Source organism: Flavobacterium sp., from assembly GCF_043722275.1.
Classification (GTDB): domain Bacteria; phylum Bacteroidota; class Bacteroidia; order Flavobacteriales; family Flavobacteriaceae; genus Flavobacterium.
Genome location: NZ_JAYSPC010000150.1, coordinates 39,471 through 60,567 on the forward strand (window position 1 = coordinate 39,471; position 21,097 = coordinate 60,567).

General features: G+C 32.3%; 19 protein-coding genes and 2 tRNA genes. 12 read left to right on the forward strand and 9 right to left on the reverse strand.

The annotated features are described in order from the left end of the window. Positions 1–58: 58 nt before the first annotated feature. Positions 59–877, reverse strand: a complete 819-nt coding sequence (gene map, locus ACHZDT_RS18020) for a type I methionyl aminopeptidase (RefSeq protein ID WP_213295625.1) — start codon at positions 875–877, stop codon at positions 59–61. Positions 878–1,177: 300 nt separating this feature from the next. Between map and ACHZDT_RS18025 the strand changes: the two genes are divergently transcribed. After that, positions 1,178–2,434, forward strand: coding sequence for a DUF445 domain-containing protein (locus tag ACHZDT_RS18025; RefSeq protein ID WP_394776058.1), 1,257 nt, complete (start codon positions 1,178–1,180; stop codon positions 2,432–2,434). Between the two features lie 38 nt (positions 2,435–2,472). On the opposite strand, the gene ACHZDT_RS18030 is transcribed toward ACHZDT_RS18025, so the two are convergent. The 4 genes from ACHZDT_RS18030 to ACHZDT_RS18045 form a co-directional block, all read right to left on the reverse strand. Continuing rightward, positions 2,473–3,039, reverse strand: coding sequence for a transposase (locus ACHZDT_RS18030; RefSeq protein ID WP_394776059.1), 567 nt, complete (start codon positions 3,037–3,039; stop codon positions 2,473–2,475). 219 nt (positions 3,040–3,258) lie between these two features. Continuing rightward, positions 3,259–3,447, reverse strand: a complete 189-nt coding sequence (locus ACHZDT_RS18035; RefSeq protein WP_394776060.1) for a hypothetical protein — start codon at positions 3,445–3,447, stop codon at positions 3,259–3,261. 387 nt (positions 3,448–3,834) lie between these two features. Continuing rightward, complete coding sequence (gpmI, locus tag ACHZDT_RS18040) at positions 3,835–5,352, reverse strand: 2,3-bisphosphoglycerate-independent phosphoglycerate mutase (protein WP_394776090.1); 1,518 nt, start codon at positions 5,350–5,352, stop codon at positions 3,835–3,837. Between the two features lie 139 nt (positions 5,353–5,491). Then, the gene (locus ACHZDT_RS18045) at positions 5,492–7,921 is read right to left on the reverse strand and encodes a DUF5916 domain-containing protein (protein WP_394776061.1); all 2,430 of its coding nucleotides are present in this window, start codon (positions 7,919–7,921) and stop codon (positions 5,492–5,494) included. A 276-nt stretch (positions 7,922–8,197) separates the two neighbouring features. On the opposite strand from ACHZDT_RS18045, the gene ACHZDT_RS18050 reads away from it, so the two are divergent. Beyond that, positions 8,198–8,920 carry a murein L,D-transpeptidase catalytic domain family protein gene (locus tag ACHZDT_RS18050; RefSeq protein WP_394776062.1) on the forward strand — a complete coding sequence of 241 codons (723 nt, stop codon included), beginning with the start codon at positions 8,198–8,200 and terminating at the stop codon, positions 8,918–8,920. On the opposite strand, the gene ACHZDT_RS18055 is transcribed toward ACHZDT_RS18050, so the two are convergent. Beyond that, positions 8,909–10,489 (reverse strand): murein L,D-transpeptidase, encoded by a 1,581-nt coding sequence (locus ACHZDT_RS18055; protein WP_394776063.1) that lies wholly within the window; start codon positions 10,487–10,489, stop codon positions 8,909–8,911. The two genes, ACHZDT_RS18050 and ACHZDT_RS18055, sit on opposite strands and share 12 nt — an antisense overlap. A gap of 576 nt (positions 10,490–11,065) precedes the next feature. On the opposite strand from ACHZDT_RS18055, the gene ACHZDT_RS18060 reads away from it, so the two are divergent. Together ACHZDT_RS18060 and ACHZDT_RS18065 are read left to right on the forward strand one after the other, a co-directional pair. Then, positions 11,066–11,138, forward strand: a tRNA-Gly gene (locus ACHZDT_RS18060). Between the two features lie 105 nt (positions 11,139–11,243). Further along, positions 11,244–11,316: transfer RNA gene (locus ACHZDT_RS18065), tRNA-Gly, on the forward strand. Positions 11,317–11,457: 141 nt separating this feature from the next. Here ACHZDT_RS18065 and pepE read toward each other — a convergent pair. Beyond that, the gene (gene pepE, locus ACHZDT_RS18070) at positions 11,458–12,165 is read right to left on the reverse strand and encodes a dipeptidase PepE (RefSeq protein WP_394776065.1); all 708 of its coding nucleotides are present in this window, start codon (positions 12,163–12,165) and stop codon (positions 11,458–11,460) included. Between the two features lie 165 nt (positions 12,166–12,330). On the opposite strand from pepE, the gene ACHZDT_RS18075 reads away from it, so the two are divergent. From ACHZDT_RS18075 to ACHZDT_RS18110, 8 genes are all read left to right on the forward strand, one after another. Then, positions 12,331–13,098: a hypothetical protein gene (locus tag ACHZDT_RS18075; RefSeq protein WP_394776066.1), complete on the forward strand. Its 768-nt coding sequence runs from the start codon at positions 12,331–12,333 to the stop codon at positions 13,096–13,098. Continuing rightward, positions 13,085–13,810: a carboxypeptidase-like regulatory domain-containing protein gene (locus ACHZDT_RS18080; protein WP_394776067.1), complete on the forward strand. Its 726-nt coding sequence runs from the start codon at positions 13,085–13,087 to the stop codon at positions 13,808–13,810. Before ACHZDT_RS18075 ends, ACHZDT_RS18080 begins: the two co-directional genes overlap by 14 nt. Beyond that, positions 13,800–14,555, forward strand: coding sequence for a hypothetical protein (locus tag ACHZDT_RS18085; RefSeq protein ID WP_394776068.1), 756 nt, complete (start codon positions 13,800–13,802; stop codon positions 14,553–14,555). The genes ACHZDT_RS18080 and ACHZDT_RS18085 overlap by 11 nt, the downstream gene beginning before the upstream one ends. Continuing rightward, positions 14,552–15,058, forward strand: coding sequence for a DUF6702 family protein (locus ACHZDT_RS18090; RefSeq protein ID WP_394776069.1), 507 nt, complete (start codon positions 14,552–14,554; stop codon positions 15,056–15,058). Before ACHZDT_RS18085 ends, ACHZDT_RS18090 begins: the two co-directional genes overlap by 4 nt. 67 nt (positions 15,059–15,125) lie before the next feature. Then, positions 15,126–17,363 carry a M1 family metallopeptidase gene (locus ACHZDT_RS18095; protein WP_394776071.1) on the forward strand — a complete coding sequence of 746 codons (2,238 nt, stop codon included), beginning with the start codon at positions 15,126–15,128 and terminating at the stop codon, positions 17,361–17,363. Between the two features lie 102 nt (positions 17,364–17,465). Next, positions 17,466–17,825 (forward strand): twin-arginine translocase TatA/TatE family subunit, encoded by a 360-nt coding sequence (locus ACHZDT_RS18100; protein ID WP_394776073.1) that lies wholly within the window; start codon positions 17,466–17,468, stop codon positions 17,823–17,825. Continuing rightward, positions 17,825–18,388 carry a phosphatase PAP2 family protein gene (locus tag ACHZDT_RS18105; RefSeq protein WP_394776074.1) on the forward strand — a complete coding sequence of 188 codons (564 nt, stop codon included), beginning with the start codon at positions 17,825–17,827 and terminating at the stop codon, positions 18,386–18,388. Before ACHZDT_RS18100 ends, ACHZDT_RS18105 begins: the two co-directional genes overlap by 1 nt. Positions 18,389–19,007: 619 nt before the next feature. Beyond that, on the forward strand, positions 19,008–19,406 hold the full coding sequence (locus ACHZDT_RS18110) for a helix-turn-helix domain-containing protein (protein WP_394776075.1): 399 nt from the start codon (positions 19,008–19,010) through the stop codon (positions 19,404–19,406). A gap of 237 nt (positions 19,407–19,643) precedes the next feature. Here the strand turns inward: ACHZDT_RS18110 and ACHZDT_RS18115 are convergent, their stop codons facing one another. Next, positions 19,644–20,360 carry a phytanoyl-CoA dioxygenase family protein gene (locus ACHZDT_RS18115; RefSeq protein WP_394776076.1) on the reverse strand — a complete coding sequence of 239 codons (717 nt, stop codon included), beginning with the start codon at positions 20,358–20,360 and terminating at the stop codon, positions 19,644–19,646. A gap of 71 nt (positions 20,361–20,431) precedes the next feature. Next, positions 20,432–21,073: an O-methyltransferase gene (locus tag ACHZDT_RS18120; RefSeq protein ID WP_394776078.1), complete on the reverse strand. Its 642-nt coding sequence runs from the start codon at positions 21,071–21,073 to the stop codon at positions 20,432–20,434. Positions 21,074–21,097: the final 24 nt, after the last annotated feature.

The following is a 21,097-nucleotide window of genomic DNA, read 5'->3' on the forward strand; positions in this document are numbered from 1 at the left end:
GCTTATAAATAAATTTTGTGAATCTTGGCGTATATCTTTGTGAATCTCTGTGGAATAACTATAAAACTAACGGCACTTTTCTGAATTCATCTTCTTCCGTACTTTCGATTCCCAATGCTTTGTAAACATAATAGAAAGTTGATAAAATTTCTGGTTTTCCGTCTATTAAAGCAACGTCGTGCTCAAAATGTGCACTTGCTTTATTGTCGGCAGTTGTAATAGTCCAGCCATCTTTATGTTGTTTGATATTTTTAGTTCCCAGATTAATCATTGGTTCAATTGCAACGACCATTCCTTCGATAAAAAGTTTTCCGCGACCACGTTTTCCGTAATTTGGCATTTCTGGTTCTTCGTGCATTTTTTGCCCTAAACCATGACCAACTAATTCACGAACAACTCCGTAACCGTGAGCTTCAGTATATTTCTGAATCGCATTTCCAACATCTTCAACACGATTTCCAGCTTTAAATTCTCTAATTCCTACGTAAAGAGATTCTTTAGTAACCTGCAAAAGTTTTTTAACTTCCGGAGCAACTTCTCCAATCTCAAAACTATAGGCGTGATCACCGTGATATCCATTTTTAAATGCACCACAATCTACAGATATAACATCACCGCTTTTCAAAGGCGTATTATTTGGTATTCCGTGTACAACTTGTGAATTCGGACTCATACAAAGTGAATTCGGAAAATCATACAATCCTAAAAAGCTTGGAACAGCACCGTGATCACGGATAAATTCCTCAGCTAATTTGTCTAAATATAATGTGGTAACTCCTTCTTTAATTTCAGAAGCAATCATTCCTAATGTTTTAGATACGATCAAAGCACTTTCGCGCATTAATTCGATTTCTTCACGTGATTTTACAATAATCATAATTTCGGATTTTCAGTTCGCAAAAGTACAATTTTAATATTATTTTTTATTTAAAATTTTCGCCACGAATTTCACGAATTAATACGAATTATATTCACTTAAAGTTTTCGCCACGAATTTCACGAAATATCACAAATCAAATTGAGTATGAATATTGAATTTTCACCAACTCAATTTTTAAACTCAAAGTTTTTAAAGAAAAATTCGTGAATTCGTGGCAAAGTTTTTTAAACTCAAACCTATTAAGTAAAATATTTGACAGAAAAACCGTAAATTAGTAAGAGTAAAAATTATGTAATTATGGAAACGTCTATAGATCAGGAAAATATATACAAGAAAAAAGCTTTAAATAAAATGAAAGGAAACGCTTTGGCACTTTTGGGTGTAGCTGTACTTCTTTTTATAATTGCTATTTATTTTAAAATTCCAATGTTGCAGGCTTTTAGTGAAGCTGCTATGGTGGGCGGAATTGCCGATTGGTTTGCGGTTGTCGCATTGTTTCGTCATCCGTTAGGAATCCCGATTTGGCATACAGCGATTATTCCGACCAAAAAAAATGAAATTGGAGAAAATCTTGGAAGTTTTGTGTCAGAAGAATTCTTGAATCGGGAAAAATTAGAAATCAAACTGGAAGAATTCAATTTTGCATCAAAAGCTTCAGATTGGTTGTCGCAGGAAGAAAACGCGGATAAAATCGCCAATCTGGTTGCGGTGAATATTATTCCGGGAATTTTAAAAACCATAAAAGATGAAGATATAAAAAGATTTATTCAGGTTCAGTTCAAAGAAAAACTCGAAGCGATAAATTTTGGAGATTGGGTTGCATTGGCTTTGGAACCTTTACAAAAAGGACAAGTAAAAGATCAATTGCTAACAAATGTTCTGGAAGTCATGGCGACAGAACTGCGTAATAATAAAGATCTGATTCGGAAAAAAGTAAAACAATCAACGCCATTTTTAAGTTTTGGCTTAGCCGATAAAAGCATTTCCGAAGGGATTTTTAACGGATTATATGACTTTTTAAACGAAGCTAAAAACCCCGAAAGTGAAATTAGACTTAAAATAGACGAGTATATTAATGACTTTCTTATTAAAGTAAAAAATTCTGAAGAGATGAGAATCAAGATCAATAATATGATTCTAAGCTTTACCGGAAAAAAAGAAGTTCAGGATTATATTAACGGAATCTGGGATGAAATAAAATTGTCAATTACCCGAGATTTGGATAAAGGTGACGAATCGTCTATCAGAAATAGTATTTCGGGATTAATTCAAACTTTCGGAAAAGGAATTCAGGAAGATGATGTAATGATTAATAAGATCAATAATTTCATTAAAAACGATTTGCTTTCAATTCTTCTAAACAATAAAAAAGTGATTGGAGATTTAATTTCGTCAACCGTAAAAAGCTGGGATGGTAAAGAAGTTTCAGAAAAATTAGAACTGGAAATAGGAAAAGATCTTCAATACATTCGAATCAACGGAACTTTAGTTGGCGGACTTATCGGAATTATAATTTATTGCGTAGAATGGACTTATCATTATTTTGTAGTTTAAGATTTAGAGAGAAATACTCAATTTTGTCATTTCGATTTCTATGATAAAACCAAATCTTTTTGATAAGGGATTTGATTTTTTATTACCGCAAAAACTCGATGGATTATTTTATTTCTTACTGCGTTTAAAACACTCATTTTATTTTTACCTTCTGTTACTTTTCTAAGATAATATGCGCTTAGATCATTATTTGATCGAATAGCGCTCATTGCAGCTAAATGTAAAATAGTTTTTAATGCTTTATCTGCAAGCATTGATACTTCAGGTCTCTTTTTTAAAGAGGTTCCTGATTGAAATTCAAAAGGTAGAACTCCACTATAACAAGCCATTTTTCTTGGATCTTGTATAGTTGTAAATCCTTCTGTTTTTGATAATAATGTCCATGATAAAACCTTACCAACTCCAGGAACTGATTTTATCAATTTTTGCTGTTTGTTAAGTTTTTCATCATTAGATATAACATCTTCAATATCGTCTTCTATAATCTTAATTTGAGCTTCTATATTTTTAATCAATTTCATGTTTAAGCTTAATAATTGCTTATCAAGGCTAATGCTTTTCATTAATTTATAATCATGTTGCTGAACAGTTAATTGTTTTTTCATTTTTATTCTTGATGCTCTTTCTGTCAGTAATACTTTTATCTTTTTAATTGATTCAGGACATGACTTCCATTGTGTTACTTCCTGATAATTCTTTTCTATAAAATTGCAAATACGAAGTGAATCAATTTTATCATTTTTTCCTCTTGCAAGACCTATACTCTTTTTAAGATGTAAAGGTGATATTACATAAACCTTAAAGCTTAAGCCTTCAAGAACTTCTTACAGATTCCAATTGTATCTGCCAGTATTTTCCATGGCAATAATTACATTATCTGTCTTGTACTTTTTTAAAAAGCGCTTAATAACTTGCACTTTGTTTTCAATAGAAAAATAACTTACAGCCTCTTCTTTTATACAAATGTCTAAAGTCTTACTGCTGATGTCAATGCCAATAATAATGTTTTTCATAACTTTGCTTTTACGATTCAACAAATGATTTGAGAAATTCATCATAAGCTCAACTCCTTAATAATGGGTCCCGAGCCCTAATTTCTATCTGAGTCTTTGATGAAGAGGAAGCTAAAGTCTTAATCGAAATATGAGTCACGAACTCGGAGGAACGAATAGTGTACTTTTGCTTCCTTTCTCAATCATAAATTTAATTAGATTTCAAAAAACAAATCTAAAGGAGGAACGAGAAATCACATCCCGAAACTCGATAAAGATTGGCAATTTCCTCTGCTGAATTTCAAATTGTAACGCCTTTCGACTTCGCTCAGGGTGACAGTTGTAAAAACAAAAAAGAGACAAATTATAAAACTTGTCTCTTTTTTTATGTTTAAAAATTTTAAAATTTTACAATAACGAATGACAAGTCATTGCGTTTGGCTGCTGAACTCCCATTAATTCTAAAATAGTAGGAGCAATGTCACCAAGAACGCCATCATGGATACTTTTTAATTGTTTATCAACTAAAATAATCGGCACCGGGTTTGTTGTGTGTGCAGTATTTGGGCTTCCGTCTGGATTAATCATTGTTTCGCAATTTCCGTGATCGGCAATTACAATTGTTGTGTAATCATTGGCAAGAGCCGCTTCGATAACTTGTTTTACACAAGCATCAACAGCTTCACAAGCAAGAATTGCTGCGCTCATAATCCCGGTATGACCAACCATATCTCCATTTGCAAAATTCAGACAAACAAAATCTACTTCGCCTTTATTTAATTCGGGAACAAGAGCTGCTGTAAGTTCAAAAGCGCTCATTTCCGGTTGTAAATCATAAGTAGCAACTTTAGGAGAATTTCTTAAAATACGGGATTCACCTTCAAACGGAGTTTCTCTACCACCGGAAAAGAAAAACGTTACGTGCGGATATTTCTCCGTTTCGGCAATACGAATTTGTTTTTTGCCTGCTTTTTCTAAAACCTCACCAAGAGTTTCAGTAATATTATCTTTATTGTAAACTACTTTTACGTTTTGATACGTATCATCATAGTTGGTAAGCGTCACGTAATACAAGTTTAACTTGTGCATGTTTTGCTCATGAAAATCATGTTGTGAAAGCGCTTCTGTAAGTTCACGGCCTCTGTCAGTTCTAAAGTTGAAAAAGATAACAACATCATCTTCAACAATTGTCGCTAATGGTTTTTCGTCTTTGTCAACCATTACAATTGGTTCAATAAACTCATCAGTTACATGATGTTCGTAACTTTCAAGAACACTTGCAACTGCATTTTTAGATGGCGTTCCTATTGCATTAACTACTAAATCATACGCTAATTTTACACGTTCCCAACGTTTGTCACGATCCATTGCATAATAACGACCAATGATCGAAGCAATTTTTACAGGAGTTTCTTTAATATAATCTTCTAAATCGTGAATGTATTTTGCTCCTGATTTTGGATCAACATCGCGACCATCAGTAAAAGCATGGATAAAAACATTTTCTAAACCATATTCCTGCGAGGCATCAATTAATCCGCGTAAGTGTGAAGTATGAGAGTGAACCCCACCATCAGAAACTAATCCTACAAAGTGGACTTTTTTATTGTTTTCCTTAGCATATATAAATGCATCAACCAGAACCTGCTCTTTTGCAAGGGTTTTGTGTGCTACTGCTAAATTTATTTTGGCTAAATCCTGATATACAATTCTTCCGGCGCCAAGATTCATGTGACCAACTTCACTGTTTCCCATTTGCCCTTCTGGTAAACCCACATTTAATCCATCGGTTCTAAGTTGTGCGCTTGGGTAATTTTGGTAAAGACTGTTTATAAAAGGAACATTTGCATTGTCTATTGCCGATACTTTAGGGTCAGGAGATTTTCCCCAACCGTCTAAAATCATAAGGATTACTTTTTTGTTCATCATTTTTGTTTTCTACAAAGATAAGCCATTTCTAAAATTTGTACGAAAGCATTGTTACAAATTATGGTTAATAAAATGAAGCGTATTAAAAAATATTGATTTAATTATATAAGTGTTTATTTTTTAGAATTAATTCACGCTATGCTCGCTTTCTAACCTTATTTTTGACAGCATTATAATCAATAAAATATTTCATGCTTATTGAAAAAATGTGTTTTAATGCATCATTGTTTAATAGTCCGGTTACATTATGTTTGAATTCTTTGTCAATTATACGTTCAAAATTAGAAGCATTATTTCGATATAAAACCGAAAGCTGACTTCCCGGAGCAAACCACCACGAATAAGATAAATCTGTGTTCCAGGAATAAAAACTCGAATTTTTATTTTCAGTATATGCTGCGTAAGCAGTTAAAGTTCCGTTTTGCTGAAGTTCAAGATTTTCTTTGTTTTCTGCAAAAGACCAATATTGCCTAACAGCTAAATTAATGGTCATCGCGCTGTTTAAAGCATATTTTCCGGATAAGGTGTTTGAATATGTAATTACGTTTCTATTGGCAAAAACAATAGTTTCCGGAGTGTTTTTATTATCGTCAGCATCAATACTGTCGATATAACCTTTATTATTGTTTTTTCTGTTATAAGTAAAAGTATATGTTAATAAAAGTTTATCGTTAAAGCGATATCTCGGACCAATGTCGAAACCATAAGCCATTCGTCCCGCTTCATCAGTAAAAATAATAGAAGGATTTAAATCCAAAGCAAATTTCTTATTGTAATTAGTCGAAATATTTCCCCATACTTCTATTTTCCTCGGAATTATAACATAGCGATTTTCGGCTCTTGGTTCATAATAATCATTGGATTGTAAAGGGAAAAATGTGAAACCTAATCCGTAATAATTGTTTTTTACTGTTGAAAGGTTAATCTCTGTACTAATGTTGTTTTCCTGTATTTTTCCTGATTCTTTGTTGAACTCAGCATACATATTATAGTCAATTTTAAAAGTATTAAAAAGTTTCGTTGGGTTTAGGATTCTGTAATTTCCATTTCCGTAGAAGTTGTAATAATTAGTATAAAAATTAATTCCAAGATCATTTGGATCAAAATCTTTAGTTACAAAATCAGATCCCACGCTATAACGATAATTACCGGTAGTTTCGGCAAAACTCAAAGTGCTAAAAACACCACTTTTATCCGTTGTATCGTTAATTAAACTGTATTTTACATTTCCGGATAAGTTGTAAGTATTTGCTTTTGTGTTTAAATCCCAGACTAATCCTGTAATATTTGCATCTCTGAAATTTCCGTTTCGGGTTACATTTGTATTAATAAGCGTTACGGAAGAGTTTTTTCGAAAGCGCTGATCTAAAACCAATACATTATAATTAGTTAAAGGTTCAACAACTTCACGTCTGGTTTCGCCCGAAATAGTATCTTTTATCGTTGCAAAAGTTTTTTCGGTAACCGCATTTAAAATCCCAACGCCTAAACCTTTTTTCGTTCTTCCTGAAACTTTTAAAGCGTTGATGAGGTTTACATTTTGAACTTCCTCGATTATTTCTTCGTTATCGTTTAAAGTTGGTTCAGTCGAAGGTCGGCCACCAATTCTTCTCGAATAAAACATATTTCCTTTATTGAATAAATCAGTTCCTTCAGTAAAAAAGCTTCTGTTTTCATTGAATTGCTGCTCAAACGGACCAAGATTTAAAATTTGATCGTCATATTTTGTTTGTCCAAAATCAGGAATCAAAATAGCATCAAGAGTAAATGCATCGTTGATACCGTATTTAATATCCATTCCGCCCTTAATTGTGCCATATGTTTTTTGACCATCGGCAGCATTTAAATAAAAAGAAGCGTACGGCATTAAAAATAATCGGGTAGGAGGTTTGATATTTTCTATACCTTCTAAAAGACCATTTTGTTGTGTGAATGTTCCAATTTTCGTGTCAATTAAATTCCACGTATATTTTTGACGATCTCGTTTTATTTCCCTGAAAAAATTAATTCCCCACGTTTGTTTGTCTTCTGCTGAAAAGCGCAATGCAGCATATGGGATTTTTATTTCTACTGTCCAGCCTTTATCAGTCAAAGTAGCTTTGCTTATCCAGACAGCGTCCCAGGAGTAATCTTCGCCATTTGCATCTGTCATAATACAATCGCCTTGCACATCAGCCGCTGACACAAAGAATTCAAAGTTTTGCTGACCGTCATTAAAACCATTTATAAAAACGCCAAAAAGATCTGCGGTTCCAAAATTATCACGCTGGGAAATTTCTTTTAAAATTTTATTAGGGTCATTGTCATGCATTAACGCACCAATATAAATAGCGTCATTGTTGTATAAAACCTTGATTTCAGTTTTTTGAGTTTCTGGAATTGGTTTTCCGTTATCAGGTTGATACATTACAAAATTTGTGGCTATTGCAGCGCTGTTCCAGACAGGTTCGTCTAGTTTTCCGTCAATAGAAATATTCTCAGTAATAAATTGAGACTGTAAAACTTTTTTCTGGCCATAACTCCAGAGTGTGATCAAAAGAGGGAGGTAAAAGACTATTTTTTTCATGAATTTCTTAAAAGGTACAATAAAATAGACAGTTTTTTGTTCTATTTGTTACAGTTTAAGTTTCAAAATTACCATTTATTTTAATTTTTATTAAGAAAATAGGTATAAACGTTAAGTTTTTTGACAGAAGAAAAAATCTTACAGAAATAATCGTTTTATGTTAATTATGTTAAATTTTTAGCAAAAAAAGCCTGATTTTCAGCTATATATTTTGACAACCTACAAATTTTTATACTTTTGTCGAACCCAAATTTATTATTAACCTAAAGAAATTCAATGATTTACAAAATTTATCCACTTCTAGTGTTTTTGCTATTATCTTTTGGTAAAGATTCAAATAACACTCCTGAGCTTAAAAAAGTATCGACAAAGACCATTGCTAAGGTTGAAAATTTAACTGTCGAAGCTAAAATTGAAACTATTTATAACGCATTAAATCCTAACAATTTTAATTTACCAGAACTTAGAACTTTTTCTGAAGCCTTAAAAGGGTTTTATTTGTTGAGAGAAAAAGGAGTTATTCAAAAAGACATTTTAACTGTTATTGACTTTAGTTTGTCATCAAACATCAAACGTCTTTGGGTAATTGATTTATCAACAAACACTATTTTATTAAATTCCTTAGTTGCTCACGGCAGAAATACCGGAGAAGAATTTGCATCTGATTTTTCAAATTCAAATTCATCTTTTAAAAGCAGTTTAGGTTTTTATGCAACTGGTGAAGTTTATCAGGGAAAACACGGAGCTTCTTTACGTTTAGACGGATTAGAAAGAGGTGTTAACGATCATGCCCGCGAAAGAGCCGTTGTGCTTCATGGTGCAGATTATGTTTCTGAATCTTTTATCAGAGATCATAAAAGGTTAGGCAGAAGTCAGGGTTGTCCTGCAGTGCCGGTTGAGCTTACAAATGAAATAATTGAATTAATAAAAAACAAATCGTGTTTGTACATCTACCATCCTTCAAGAAGTTTTATGATGGAATCTAAGTTAATTTCTTAATTTAGAATACAAATCCGAATCCAGATTATAAATATCAGCTCTGAACAAGAGCTGATTTTTTTTGCTCCAAGCCGTCCAGTACCATTGATATAAAGCATATTTTTTTTTGATTTTAACGCTGGTTGTTTTCTTAGAAGCAATTATAGTATCGATTCTGACTTTTGACCATTTTTCAGAATCATCTAAAATATGTTCCGCTAATTCTAAAGGATTCTCAATACGCACACATCCCGAACTCAGAGAACGATTGTTTCTCACAAAATAATTGCGATGATTGGTATCATGCAAATAAACGCTATGATGATTTGGGAATAAAATTTTCATTAATCCCAATGAATTATTATAACCAGGGCTTTGTACATAACGATAATTCCCCGGCTTATTTTCGTTCCATGCATTTGGTTCAACCACATTGCCGGAAGTATCATAAATAGTAATGTTTTTATGCGCTAGATAATTCCTGTTGCGTTTCATTGCAGGAACAACATCTTCTTTCAGGATTGTTGGCGGAACTGTCCATGTTGGGTTAAAAACAACCGTTTTAAGTATTGATGTAATAATAGGTGTTTTTCTTTTGCTCGTTCCCACAACAATATTCCTTACTAAAGTAGTATCCTGGCTTTCTACAACATTCAAACTATAATCAGGAATGTTTATAATGAAATAGTTTTCGGCCAAATCATTATTATACCATCTCCATCGTTCTAAATTGGCAATAATTTGTTGCTTTCTTCTTTCTTTCGAATAATTCAAAGCATTTATAGTTCCAATTCCAATAACGCCATCAGAAGCTAAACCATGTCTTTCCTGAAATTTCTTTACAGATTCAAAAGTTTTTTGATCGTAAATCTTCGTCAGGCTATCTTTTCCGGACATATCTTTCCAGAATAAAAGCCTTTTTTTAATGTTGATCAAAACCGAATTTGTATCATGTAAAGTTATTTTATTTACAGATTCTATATTTTTGATATCGTCATCAGGAAAAGTATTGATGATTTCAAGTGCTTTTAATAATTGCTTGTAAGTAGAAGCTTTTGACTGAATATTGTCAACAACGCTGTCTAATTTGTTTTTATTAAAGGCCTTAATAAGTACATTATTAACATCAAAAGTTTTCTCTTCTAAATCCCAGTCTCCATATAATTTTTTAGGATCTAATTTACCTTTATAAAGATGGTTTAGATATTTTTCGAAATTATAAGTAAGCAATATATCATAAGTTGAAAGATCAGCATCACTAAGATTACTAATTTTTTCTTCGAACTTTTTAAGCTTTGAAGCCTTATAATCTTCAGGATTAAGACCTAATTCTTCGGCTTTTGATAATTGCGCTAAAACGTAGGTTCTCTTTTTTAGATTTCCCCAAACAGTTTTATTTTCAGATGAATTATAAAATTGTTTCAGAGTTTCACTTTTAAAAGTACCTATAAGAGTAGTATCAATTTGTACTTTTCTCTCGTCAGTAAGTATAATTGCAGGAGTGGTTTTTTTTACCACGGGAATTTTTGGCGTATCTTTTTTACAACCAACAAAAATGCATATTACCAATAAAAAGTAAAGTTTATTCATTCTCTATAATTTTTTTTAAACATTATATAATGTTCACCAATGTCTTTAATGTCAATGATTCACCTGGGGGGTGGTAATCCATTTTTTATAAAGACCTACAGCTGCGGTTCTGGCGTTAAACCAAATCAAATCAACTTTGTTAGCATTGCAGTAGGTTTCACAATGCTTGACTCAGCTTTTACAAATCCGTTTTTTTGATGCGTTTCTAAAACTGCCATCTCACGAATTTGAGCTTGATTCTGCTCCGCAAATATAGTATTGATTTTATTGAATTACGAAATAATTCCTATTAAACTTTCATTATCAAATAAACCGTTGTTATGCGTTGTTTTTAGGCAGTTCATCATCGAAGATAGAGCTTTCAGGAGGTTTTCTTTTTGTTAGAACAGCTTGATGAACGCTATAAGTTTTTGATTTAAGTGGATTTCTTAATAATATTCCTGATTTTTGAAAAATAATTGGCTCTATAACTTTTTAGTTTTAAATAAGTTATAAATTAATGTTGATTTTAATTGATTTTTTTTGCGAAAAAGCTTGTTTTGAACTTAACTTTATTTTTATATTTGCACCAGTAATGCGAAAGTAGCTCAGTTGGTAGAGCTCCAGCCTTCCAAGCTGGTTGTCGCGAGTTCGAGCCTCGTCTTTCGCTCTAAAAACCGGAACTTAATTGTTTCGGTTTTTTTATCAAAGTTAAATAATTATTGAAATTTATTTTTTTAAACCATTTAATTATTTATATTTGCACCCTGTTAATGCGAAAGTAGCTCAGTTGGTAGAGCTCCAGCCTTCCAAGCTGGTTGTCGCGAGTTCGAGCCTCGTCTTTCGCTCTTCAAGATCCTCAAACAATTTGTTTGAGGATTTTTTGTTTTTGTAATAAATTAAATGAAAGTTTTTTATTTGAACCATTAAGAAATTAAGAAAAGTTAAGTTCGAGGCTTAATAACTTAATTTCTTAATGGTATTTTTTTTTATTTTAGTTGGCTTAAGTCGCTTTCTGTTTCTAATTCAACAGGGCGTTCGTTTTGTTTGAATAAACGAGCAGGTAAACTTCCTTTTAAAGTAATTTTATTTCCTTTTACTTCAAGCCAGCTTCCTTCTCTTAAGCCTAAAACCGGAATAGCATTAAAGGCGTGAAATTCCTTAATTCTTGTTTCTCTCGTTTCGCCCATATGTTTAGATTGCGTATCCGGATCTAAATAATGAGGGTTTAAGTTGAATGGGATTAATCCTAAAGTCTGAAAACTTGGAGGATAAACTATAGGCATATCATTAGTAGTTTGCATTGATAAACCGCAAATATTACTTCCGGCACTGGTTCCTAAATAAGGAGTTCCGTTTTTCACTGTTTCAGCTAACAATTGCATAATATTATGTTTGTACAATTGAGTAACTAATAAAAAAGTATTTCCTCCGCCGGTAAAAATTCCTTCTGCATTTTTTATGGCATTTTCGGCACTTTCAAATTCATGGATTCCTTTTACCTCAATATTTATTGACGCAAAAGCCTGCGCAACTTTTGCAGTATAATCGTCATGCGAAATACCACCTGAACGCGCAAATGGAATAAATAAGATGCTTTTACAATTTTGGAAATGGGTTTTTAAAGTAGGTAATAAATACTCTAAATAGCTGCCTTCGTGCAAAGTAGAAGTGCTAGCAATGATAATACTTTTCATAAAAATTTAACTCAGATTGTTGAGGTTAAAGATATAAAAAACACCTTATTTTCCGACCGATAAATTGGGTTTAATTAACATATTTTTACCAAGTCCTTAATACTAAATTTGGAGTACATTAAGATATTTTTACATTTTTAAGAACAAAACTAATTTTTTCCTATTTTGATTAATAAAGTTGTATTTATTCTGCTTGTTGCTATGACTCAAACCGCGTGGTCCCAAATTGAGGATCGTGCTGTTTTAAACGGACGAATAACGTCAAATACTTCAGATTTGGATGGTGTTTATGTTGTTAATGCGCAAACAGAGGCGATGGCTACGACAGATGCTTCCGGAGCATTTACTATTGCAGCAAAACCCGGTGAAATGCTTATTTTTTCATCTATACAATTCAAGGAAAACAGAGTTTTGCTAACGCACGAAAACTTTTCGGATTTGAATTTTACTATAAAATTAATTATGGTAATGCATCAATTGCAAGAAGTAATTGTCAGGAATTATAGTGGTATTAACGCGGTTTCATTGGGGATAATTCCTGGTGATCAAAAAAAATATACTGAGGCCGAAAGAAAATTGCACACAGCAACAGCATTAAACCCAACGGCAAATGCAGGAACAATGGCAGGAGGATCAATTTCTGCAGATCCTTTACTGAACTTTTTTTCAGGACGTACGGCAATGCTTAAAAAAGAGGTTGCGGTAGAGAAAAAAGAGCTTTTTATGAAAATGTTAGAACGTATGTTTACAATGGATCATTTTGTGAATCGATTAAAAATTCCGTTAGAATATGTAAAAGGATTTGAATATTATGCAGTTGATAATGATAAATTCACAATAATTTTAAATTCTAAAAACAAAACTTCAACAGAGTTTCTGTTGGGAGAATTAGCTGTAAAATATAAAGAAATAATTGAACTTGAAAATAAATAGCGCTTTACAAATCATCCTTTTATTGATCGTTCAGATAAGTTTTGGTCAAAAAAGTGATTCAAAAGAAATTACGGGTCAAATATTTGAACAATCCTCAAATGTTGAAGGAGTAAATATCATTAATAATACCACTCAGGTTACAACTGTTTCAGATGTAAACGGGATGTTTTCTATTGTGGTAAAAGAAGGCGATGTTCTGGTTTTTTCGGCAGTTAATTTAGATCCGGTGAAACGCCGAATTACGGTCGAAGATTTAAATTCTGTTTCAATTGTTGTTAAAATGACGGCAAAAGCGGTTGAATTGAAAGAAGTGATTGTAAATGAAAATGCGAATATAACAGCTGAAAATTTAGGGATAATTCCGGCCGGTCAAAAAAAATATACTCCGGCAGAACGGAAAGTCTATACAGCAACTTCAACCTCTGTAGATAAGTTACTTAATAAAATTTCCGGACGAACTGCAATGCTTAAAAAAGAGGTAAATGTGGAGAAAAAGGAGATGCTTTTTCATAAATTAGAATATCTTTTTGAGGAGAATTATTATACTGAAAGATTGAAAATTCCTGTTCCAGACATCAAAGGATTTCAATTATTTTGTGTAGATGATGCTGATTTTGCCTTATCTTTGAATACTAAGAACAAGACAATGAGTATGTTTTTAATAACAGATTTAGCAAGGAAATATCTAACAATTCTCGAAAATGAAAAATAAACTAGGAATACTCGTTGTGTGCTTATTTTGCCAGATTGCGCTGGGACAAAATAATTCAAGGAAGCCATTACATGGACAAGTAGTAAATAAATCACTGGCTATAGAAAGTGGTTATGTGATGAATATTAATGCCAACGCCAGAACTTTTATTGGTGTAAACGGATTGTTTGATATTATGGCAAGACCTAAAGATACTTTGTTATTTACAGGTTTGGCATTTCAATCTAAAAAAGTGGTTTTAACAGAAAAAGATTGTGCCGAAATACTTTTTTCAGTGCCATTAGATTTGGTGAATATCGAGTTAAAAGAGGTTTTAGTTCATAAAGATCTTAAAGTAAAATCATTACAAGGCGGGTCGCAAAGTATTGTTGATATGCAATTTGAAGATGATAAACAATCTACGGCAAAAAATAATGTAATGTACTCTGATCAGACTATTAAATACGGAACTGATTTTGTGAGAATATTTAAAGATGTCAAAAAACTGCTGAAGAAAAATGACGATGTAAAAGAAGATGTTATCAGTGATATTGCTTTTGTAGAATATTCTAAAGATAATTTTACACCTGACTTTTTTAGTAAAACATTAGGATTGAAACCAGATGAGATTGATTTGTTTTTACTGTATTGTTCTAACGATGCTGAATCTAAGAAATATCTTAAACCTGAAGAAAAGTTTGAATTGATAGATTTCATGATAAATAAAAACAAAGAGTTTAAAAAAATCGAAACGAATAAAAAATGAAAACAAAAGTAATATATCCCTTAATTGGGATATTATTTTTATCGCTTTCATCGTTTGCATTCCATAAATTTTACATGGGAGTTTTTCAGGTCAATTATGCGGCCGAGAAAAAAATGATTCAAATTACTTCGAGAATCTTTATCGATGATTTGAATAATGGAATGGAAAAGAAATACCATCAAAAAACATTCGTAGGAACCGATAAGGAAACTCAGACAGATGTTGATTTGCTGAAAAAATATCTTGCTGAAAATTTTACAATAAAAATAAACGGTCAGTCAAAACCCATCACTTTTTTATCTAAAGAAGTAGAATCTAATGATGTTTTAGTATGTTATTCCCGAATAAAAGAAATCGATAAATTCAAAACAATCGAAATCTCAAATACTATTTTAGTAGATTGGAATTCCGAACAGCAAAACATTACACATATTTCAGCATTTGGCACAAAAAAGAGCGTTCTCTTTACAGAATCTTCAAGGAAAGAAGTGTTAAAGTATTAATTAAAACATACAATTATGGTTTTAATTGTTATTTTCACACCCTGACTCAAATTACCATTAAAAATTTATGAAAAAGCTTTCATTATTATTGATTTTTCCTGCAATATTGCTCGCTCAGGAAAAAACAGTTGCTCCAAGACAACAAGGAAAGTACGATACTAACAAATTCAGTCAAATGTATGATTTGTTAGCAACACCTAATATGTTTCGTACCGCATCCGGAGCTCCCGGACCTGCATATTACCAACAACAGGCAGATTATAAAATTGATATTGAATTAGACGATAAAAATTCAAAATTAAGCGGTGCTGAAGTAATAACATATTCAAACAATTCACCGGATAGTTTAGAATATTTATGGATTCAGTTAGATCAAAATCAGGCAAAAGCCAATACCCAAACATCATTAGCCGAAGGAGAAAAAATAAATCAGGTATTACCACTTGAAGGATTTTCGACTAAATACCTGAAAAAGAATTTAGAGCGCGGTTTTAATATTGAAACTGTAAAGGATTCAAAAGGAAATCCAATGTCATATACCATCAATGAAACCATGATGCGTATCAATTTAGTTACGCCATTAAAGCCAGGTGAAAAAATTTCATTAGCAATAAAATGGTGGTACAATATTAATAATTACAGAAAAGAAGGCGGACGTTCAGGTTATGAATTATTCGAAAAAGACGGCAATAAATTATATGTAATTGCCCAGTTCTATCCAAGAATGGCGGTTTACAACGATGTTGAAGGCTGGCAGAATATGCAATTTTGGGGAGGCGGAGAATTTGCTTTGCCTTTTGGAAATTTCGACGTAAATATTACAGTTCCCGCAGATCACGTTATTGACGCTACAGGAGAATTGACAAATAGAAGCGAAGTTTTTACACCAGAACAGGTAAAACGTTACGAACAAGCCCAAAAATCATTTGATAAACCCGTTGTAATTGTTACACAAGCTGAGGCAGAAGTAACAGAAAAAGGATTTTCGGAAAAGAAAAAAACTTGGAAATTCAGCGCTAAAAATGTACGTGATTTTGGAATCGCATCTTCAAGAAAATTCATTTATGATGCAATGGCAGTAAAAATGGGCAATAGAGTAGTGATGGCAGAATCTGTTTATCCAAAAGAAGCAAATCCGCTTTGGGGAGAAACATCAACAATGGTTGTTGCACATACTTTAAAAAGCTATTCATCGCATACATTCGATTATCCTTATCCAAAAGCAGTTTCAGTTTCGGCAGAAGACCAAGGGATGGAATATCCTATGATTTGCTGGAATTTTGGTCGTCCTGATGAAAACGGAAAAACAAGTAAAGAAGTTAAAAACGGAATGATTGGTGTTGTGATTCACGAAGTTGGACACACGTTTTTTCCAATGATTGTAAACTCAGACGAGCGTCAATGGACTTGGATGGATGAAGGTTTAAACTCATTTTTAGAATATCTGGCAGAACAGGAATTAGATCCAACTTTCCCTTCAAGACGCGGACCGGCAAAAAATATCGTTCCTTACATGAGCGGAGATCAAAAGTTTTTAGAGCCAATTATGTCAAACTCTGAAACGATTCAGCAATTTGGAAATAATGCTTACGGAAAACCTGCAACAGGACTTAATATTTTAAGAGAAGTAGTAATGGGAAGAGAATTGTTTGATTATGCCTTTAAAACATACGCAAACAGATGGAAATTCAAGCACCCGACTCCTGAAGATTTCTTTAGAACTATGGAAGATGCTTCGGCAGTTGATTTAGACTGGTTTTTTAGAGGATGGTTTTATTCAACTGATTTCGTAGATATAGGAATCAAGGATGTAAAACAATATTATGTTTCTGAAACGCCAACGGCAGATCTTAAAGATGTAAAAGTGAAAAAAGGACGTTTTGGTTTAGAGAAAGGACCGTTCGTTTATTTAGTTTCCGGAGATAATGCTGAAGTTAGCGCTTCAAGCAAAAAACCGTTAAAAGTAGAAGATATTAAACCATTAGCAGATTATGTAGATCAGACTTTTACTGCTGAGGAAAAATCAGAATTAAAATCGCCTAAATATTTCTATGAAGTCGAGTTCAACAAGCCAGGCGGAATGATTATGCCAATTCTTGTTGAAATAACTTATGAAGACGGTACAAAAGATAATTACCAATATCCGGCTCAAATCTGGAGAAAAAATAATGATACCGCTAAAAAAGTTTATGCAACTTCAAAAGCCATAAAAAGCATACAAATAGATCCAAAATTAATGACTGCCGATATTGATGTGACCAACAATTCATGGCCAAAAGTAGAAGTAAAGTCAAAATTTGATTAATACACACCTTAAAGACTCTGAAAAGAGTCTTTTTTTTTAAGTAAATTTTAAAACTCTCAGCTACAAAATTTAATATCTTTGTGGCACACAAAAATAAAAGATATGTTTGGTATAGGAGGAGGAGAACTAGTTTTTATATTATTTATCGTACTTATGCTTTTTGGTTCAGATAAAGTGCCTGAAATTGCTCGTACAATGGGTAAAGCTATGGCACAATTGAAAAATGCGACCAACGATATTAAAAGTGAAATACACAAAGGAGCAGAGGCTAATGGTCTTGACCATAGTTCTTTGACAAGTATTACCGGAAATATTAATGCTCAGATTAATGAAGCCAAAACAAACTTATTAGGAGATAATGCAAATTTAACTTCAAATTTGTTAGGTGATACAGCCACAGAAATCGATAAAGTAAAAGAAGATATTGATACTATCTCAGGACCTGTAAAACGCCAACTATAATGCTTGAAAACATAAAGGAATTAGACACCAGTCTTTTAATATATCTTAACGGTTTAGGTTCTGAAAAATACGATCAATTTTGGCTTATACTTACCAGTCAGCTAAATTGGACACCGTTTTTTTTATTGATGTTTTATCTTATTTATAAAAAAATAGGCGCAAAACAAACCTTATATGTCTTACTGTTTATAGCGGTTTTACTAGCTTTTACAGATCAGATAACCAATTTGTTTAAATATACATTTCAGCGTTTACGCCCTTGTAATAATCCGGATATCAATACGATTATACGTGTTGTTCAGGTTAGAAAATCATATAGTTTTTTCTCAGGACATGCCGCAAATACAATGGCCGTAGCAACGTTTTTATATTTAGTTCTAAAACGCCATTTCAAATATTTAGGATTCTTGTTTTTATGGCCTTTAATCTTCGCTTATAGCCGTATTTACTTAGGATTACATTATCCTGGAGACATTCTTACCGGTTATTTCTTTGGAGCAATTTTTGGATCATTACTTTATTTGGTATATAGAAAACTAAAACCACAATATTTTCCGGGATAATTTTCAGAAGCTATTTCCGTTTCAATCTTTAATGCCTCCCGAAGCCTCGGGACCGGCATAAAAGGATTTACACTTCTATCTGGGCTAGGACAATTGTTTTTAGATTAGGTTTGTCATTTCGACGAAGGAGAAATCTCATGTGCAGAATCGACACAGTGTCGCTTATCTTTGCGGAGTTTCTAGTGGGATTTCTCATTCTTCGAAATGACAAGATGAACTGCTGAACTAGTGTTAGTATTTTTCAATCGCCTGATGCTTTAGATGGAGATAAAAAATCAAAAAAGGCTTTAGCCAAACATTGCGTTTGGCTAAAGCCTTTTTTGATATCATCATATTTACCTCCAGCTAAAGCTGGAGGCATTTAATCAAGTTTTAATAATTTTCAATTTGTTTGTCATTTCGAAGAATGAGAAATCACACTGGTAACTCCGCAGCGAATATCCTTAATCTTTGTCGAGCTACTTGTGTTATTTATCCTTGTGTTAAAATGATAAGATTATGCTTTAAAATATAAATAAAAATATACTTGTCCGAAAAATTGTATTTTTGTCAGTATCATACATTGCTAATATGTTTTTTACATATTGCTGTTATTACACTTAATCATTATCTTTGAATTATGAGCACACTAACAAAACCAAATCATATAGGGCGAAAAATTAGCCGTATTCGTGAACTTCGAGATATGAAGCAAGAAGCATTGGCGCAAGCTTTGGGAACAAATCAGCAAGCTATTTCGGCTATTGAAAACAGCGAAACAATTGATGATGAAAAATTAATTGAAATTGCAAAAGTTCTTGGTGTAACTGTTGAAGCTATCAAAAATTTTTCTGAAGAAGCAATTTTCAATATTATTGGTAATACAATTAATAATCATGATAATGCATCAATGAATTCAAATGTTCAGTATCAGCCAACGTTTAATCCGCTTGATAAAGTTGTCGAGCTTTATGAACGTTTGGTGCAGGTTGAAAAAGATAAAATTGAATATTTAGAAAAACTACATAATTTGAAATAACGTTTTCTAAATGAAATTATACTAAAAAGAGATTCTATTAGAGTCTCTTTTTTTGTGCTATGTCATTTCGACTATATTTTTTTTGAATTGCCTCCAGCTTTAGCTGGAGGTAAATTGAAGTTCCATAGAAAACGGCTTTAGCCAAAATACGCAATGATTTCGGCTAAATCCATTTCTCTATTAAATTATATTCCTCCAGCTAAATCAGGCAATTCAGATTTGAAATGAATATAGAATTTAATTCTCAACAATCGTCTTTTCGCTCCATTCTAAACCTTCAGGAAGTTGTTGATTGCCAAATTCAATATGAATCACTCTTCTTCTTTCGTTATTTGTAGTTTTATTTGAAGCGTGAAAGAGTATAGGTTTCATAATCATGATACCGCCTTTTTCAACTTCACAAATTGTTTCGTTTTCAGTTTCAAGATTTTCAACCCTGAAAATTCCTTTTGAATGTGAATCCTTTATAACTTTCAAAGCGCCATTATCCTTCGTCGTTTTGTCAATATGAATTCTTATAGTGAAATTGTTTTTCAGGATTTCTATTGGAGGCTGAACCGCAAATTGATTTTGTTTTGTAGTCCAGTTTTCAAAATTTTCAATTTCAGTTTTTTTATCCACAGATATGGTTAAATCCTGATGATAAGCTACAAACCAATTTGATTTTTCCGGTTTATCAAAATAAATAGATTTTGTTATAAAATATCCTTTTCCAAAAGTGGAAACTATAATATCATTTAATTTTTCATTAAAAATATAAGGCAAAGTTTCAGGAATTTCTTTGTGAAATTGCCTAATAGCAAATAAATCCTGAGATTTTCTAAAAGTGGAATTTTCGGTTTTATTCTCCGTAATATTCTCAATTAAAGAAATCAGTTTTTTAATTTCATCTTCAGAATATACATTGTCTATAATTGCAAAACCTTCCGAATTTATTTGATTTGCAGCATTCATTTTGAAATCAATTTATGTAATTATTACTAAAAACTTAGCATCTTAGTACCTCAGAAACTTAGCGCTTTTTTTTAAAGCACCCGACTAACCGTCAATCCATCACGAATTGGTAATAAAACCGTTTCAACTCTTGGATCATTTTTCAAAAGTAGATTATATTCTAAAAGTACTTTTGTACTAATGTCATTTGGTTGAACAGGTTCAAGGATTTTTCCGCTCCATAAAACATTATCAGATAAAATAATTCCGCCTTTATTCATTTTCGGAACAATCATTTCCCAATAGTTCAGGTAATTTTCCTTATCGGCATCAATAAAAACCAAATCAAATTTTACATTCAGATTTGGAATAATATCTAACGCTTCACCTAAATGCTGAAAAATTTGTTTTCCCCAAGGTGATGCATCAAAATATTTACGTTGAAAATCAAGTAATTCTTCCTTAATATCGATAGTATGTAATTGACCGTTTTGCTGCATTCCTTCGCACAAACACAAAGCTGCATAACCTGTATAAGTTCCAATTTCAAGAATATTTACCGGACGAATCAATTTAGACAGCATACTTAAAACGCGACCCTGAAAATGTCCGCTTAACATTCTAGGCAAAAGTATTTTCTGATACGTTTCCTTGTTTAGTTTTGCTAATAATTCTGGTTCATTTTCAGAATGCTGTTCGATATAATCTTCTAGTTCTGGTGATATAAAATGCATATATAATCTTCTAAATTTAAATGT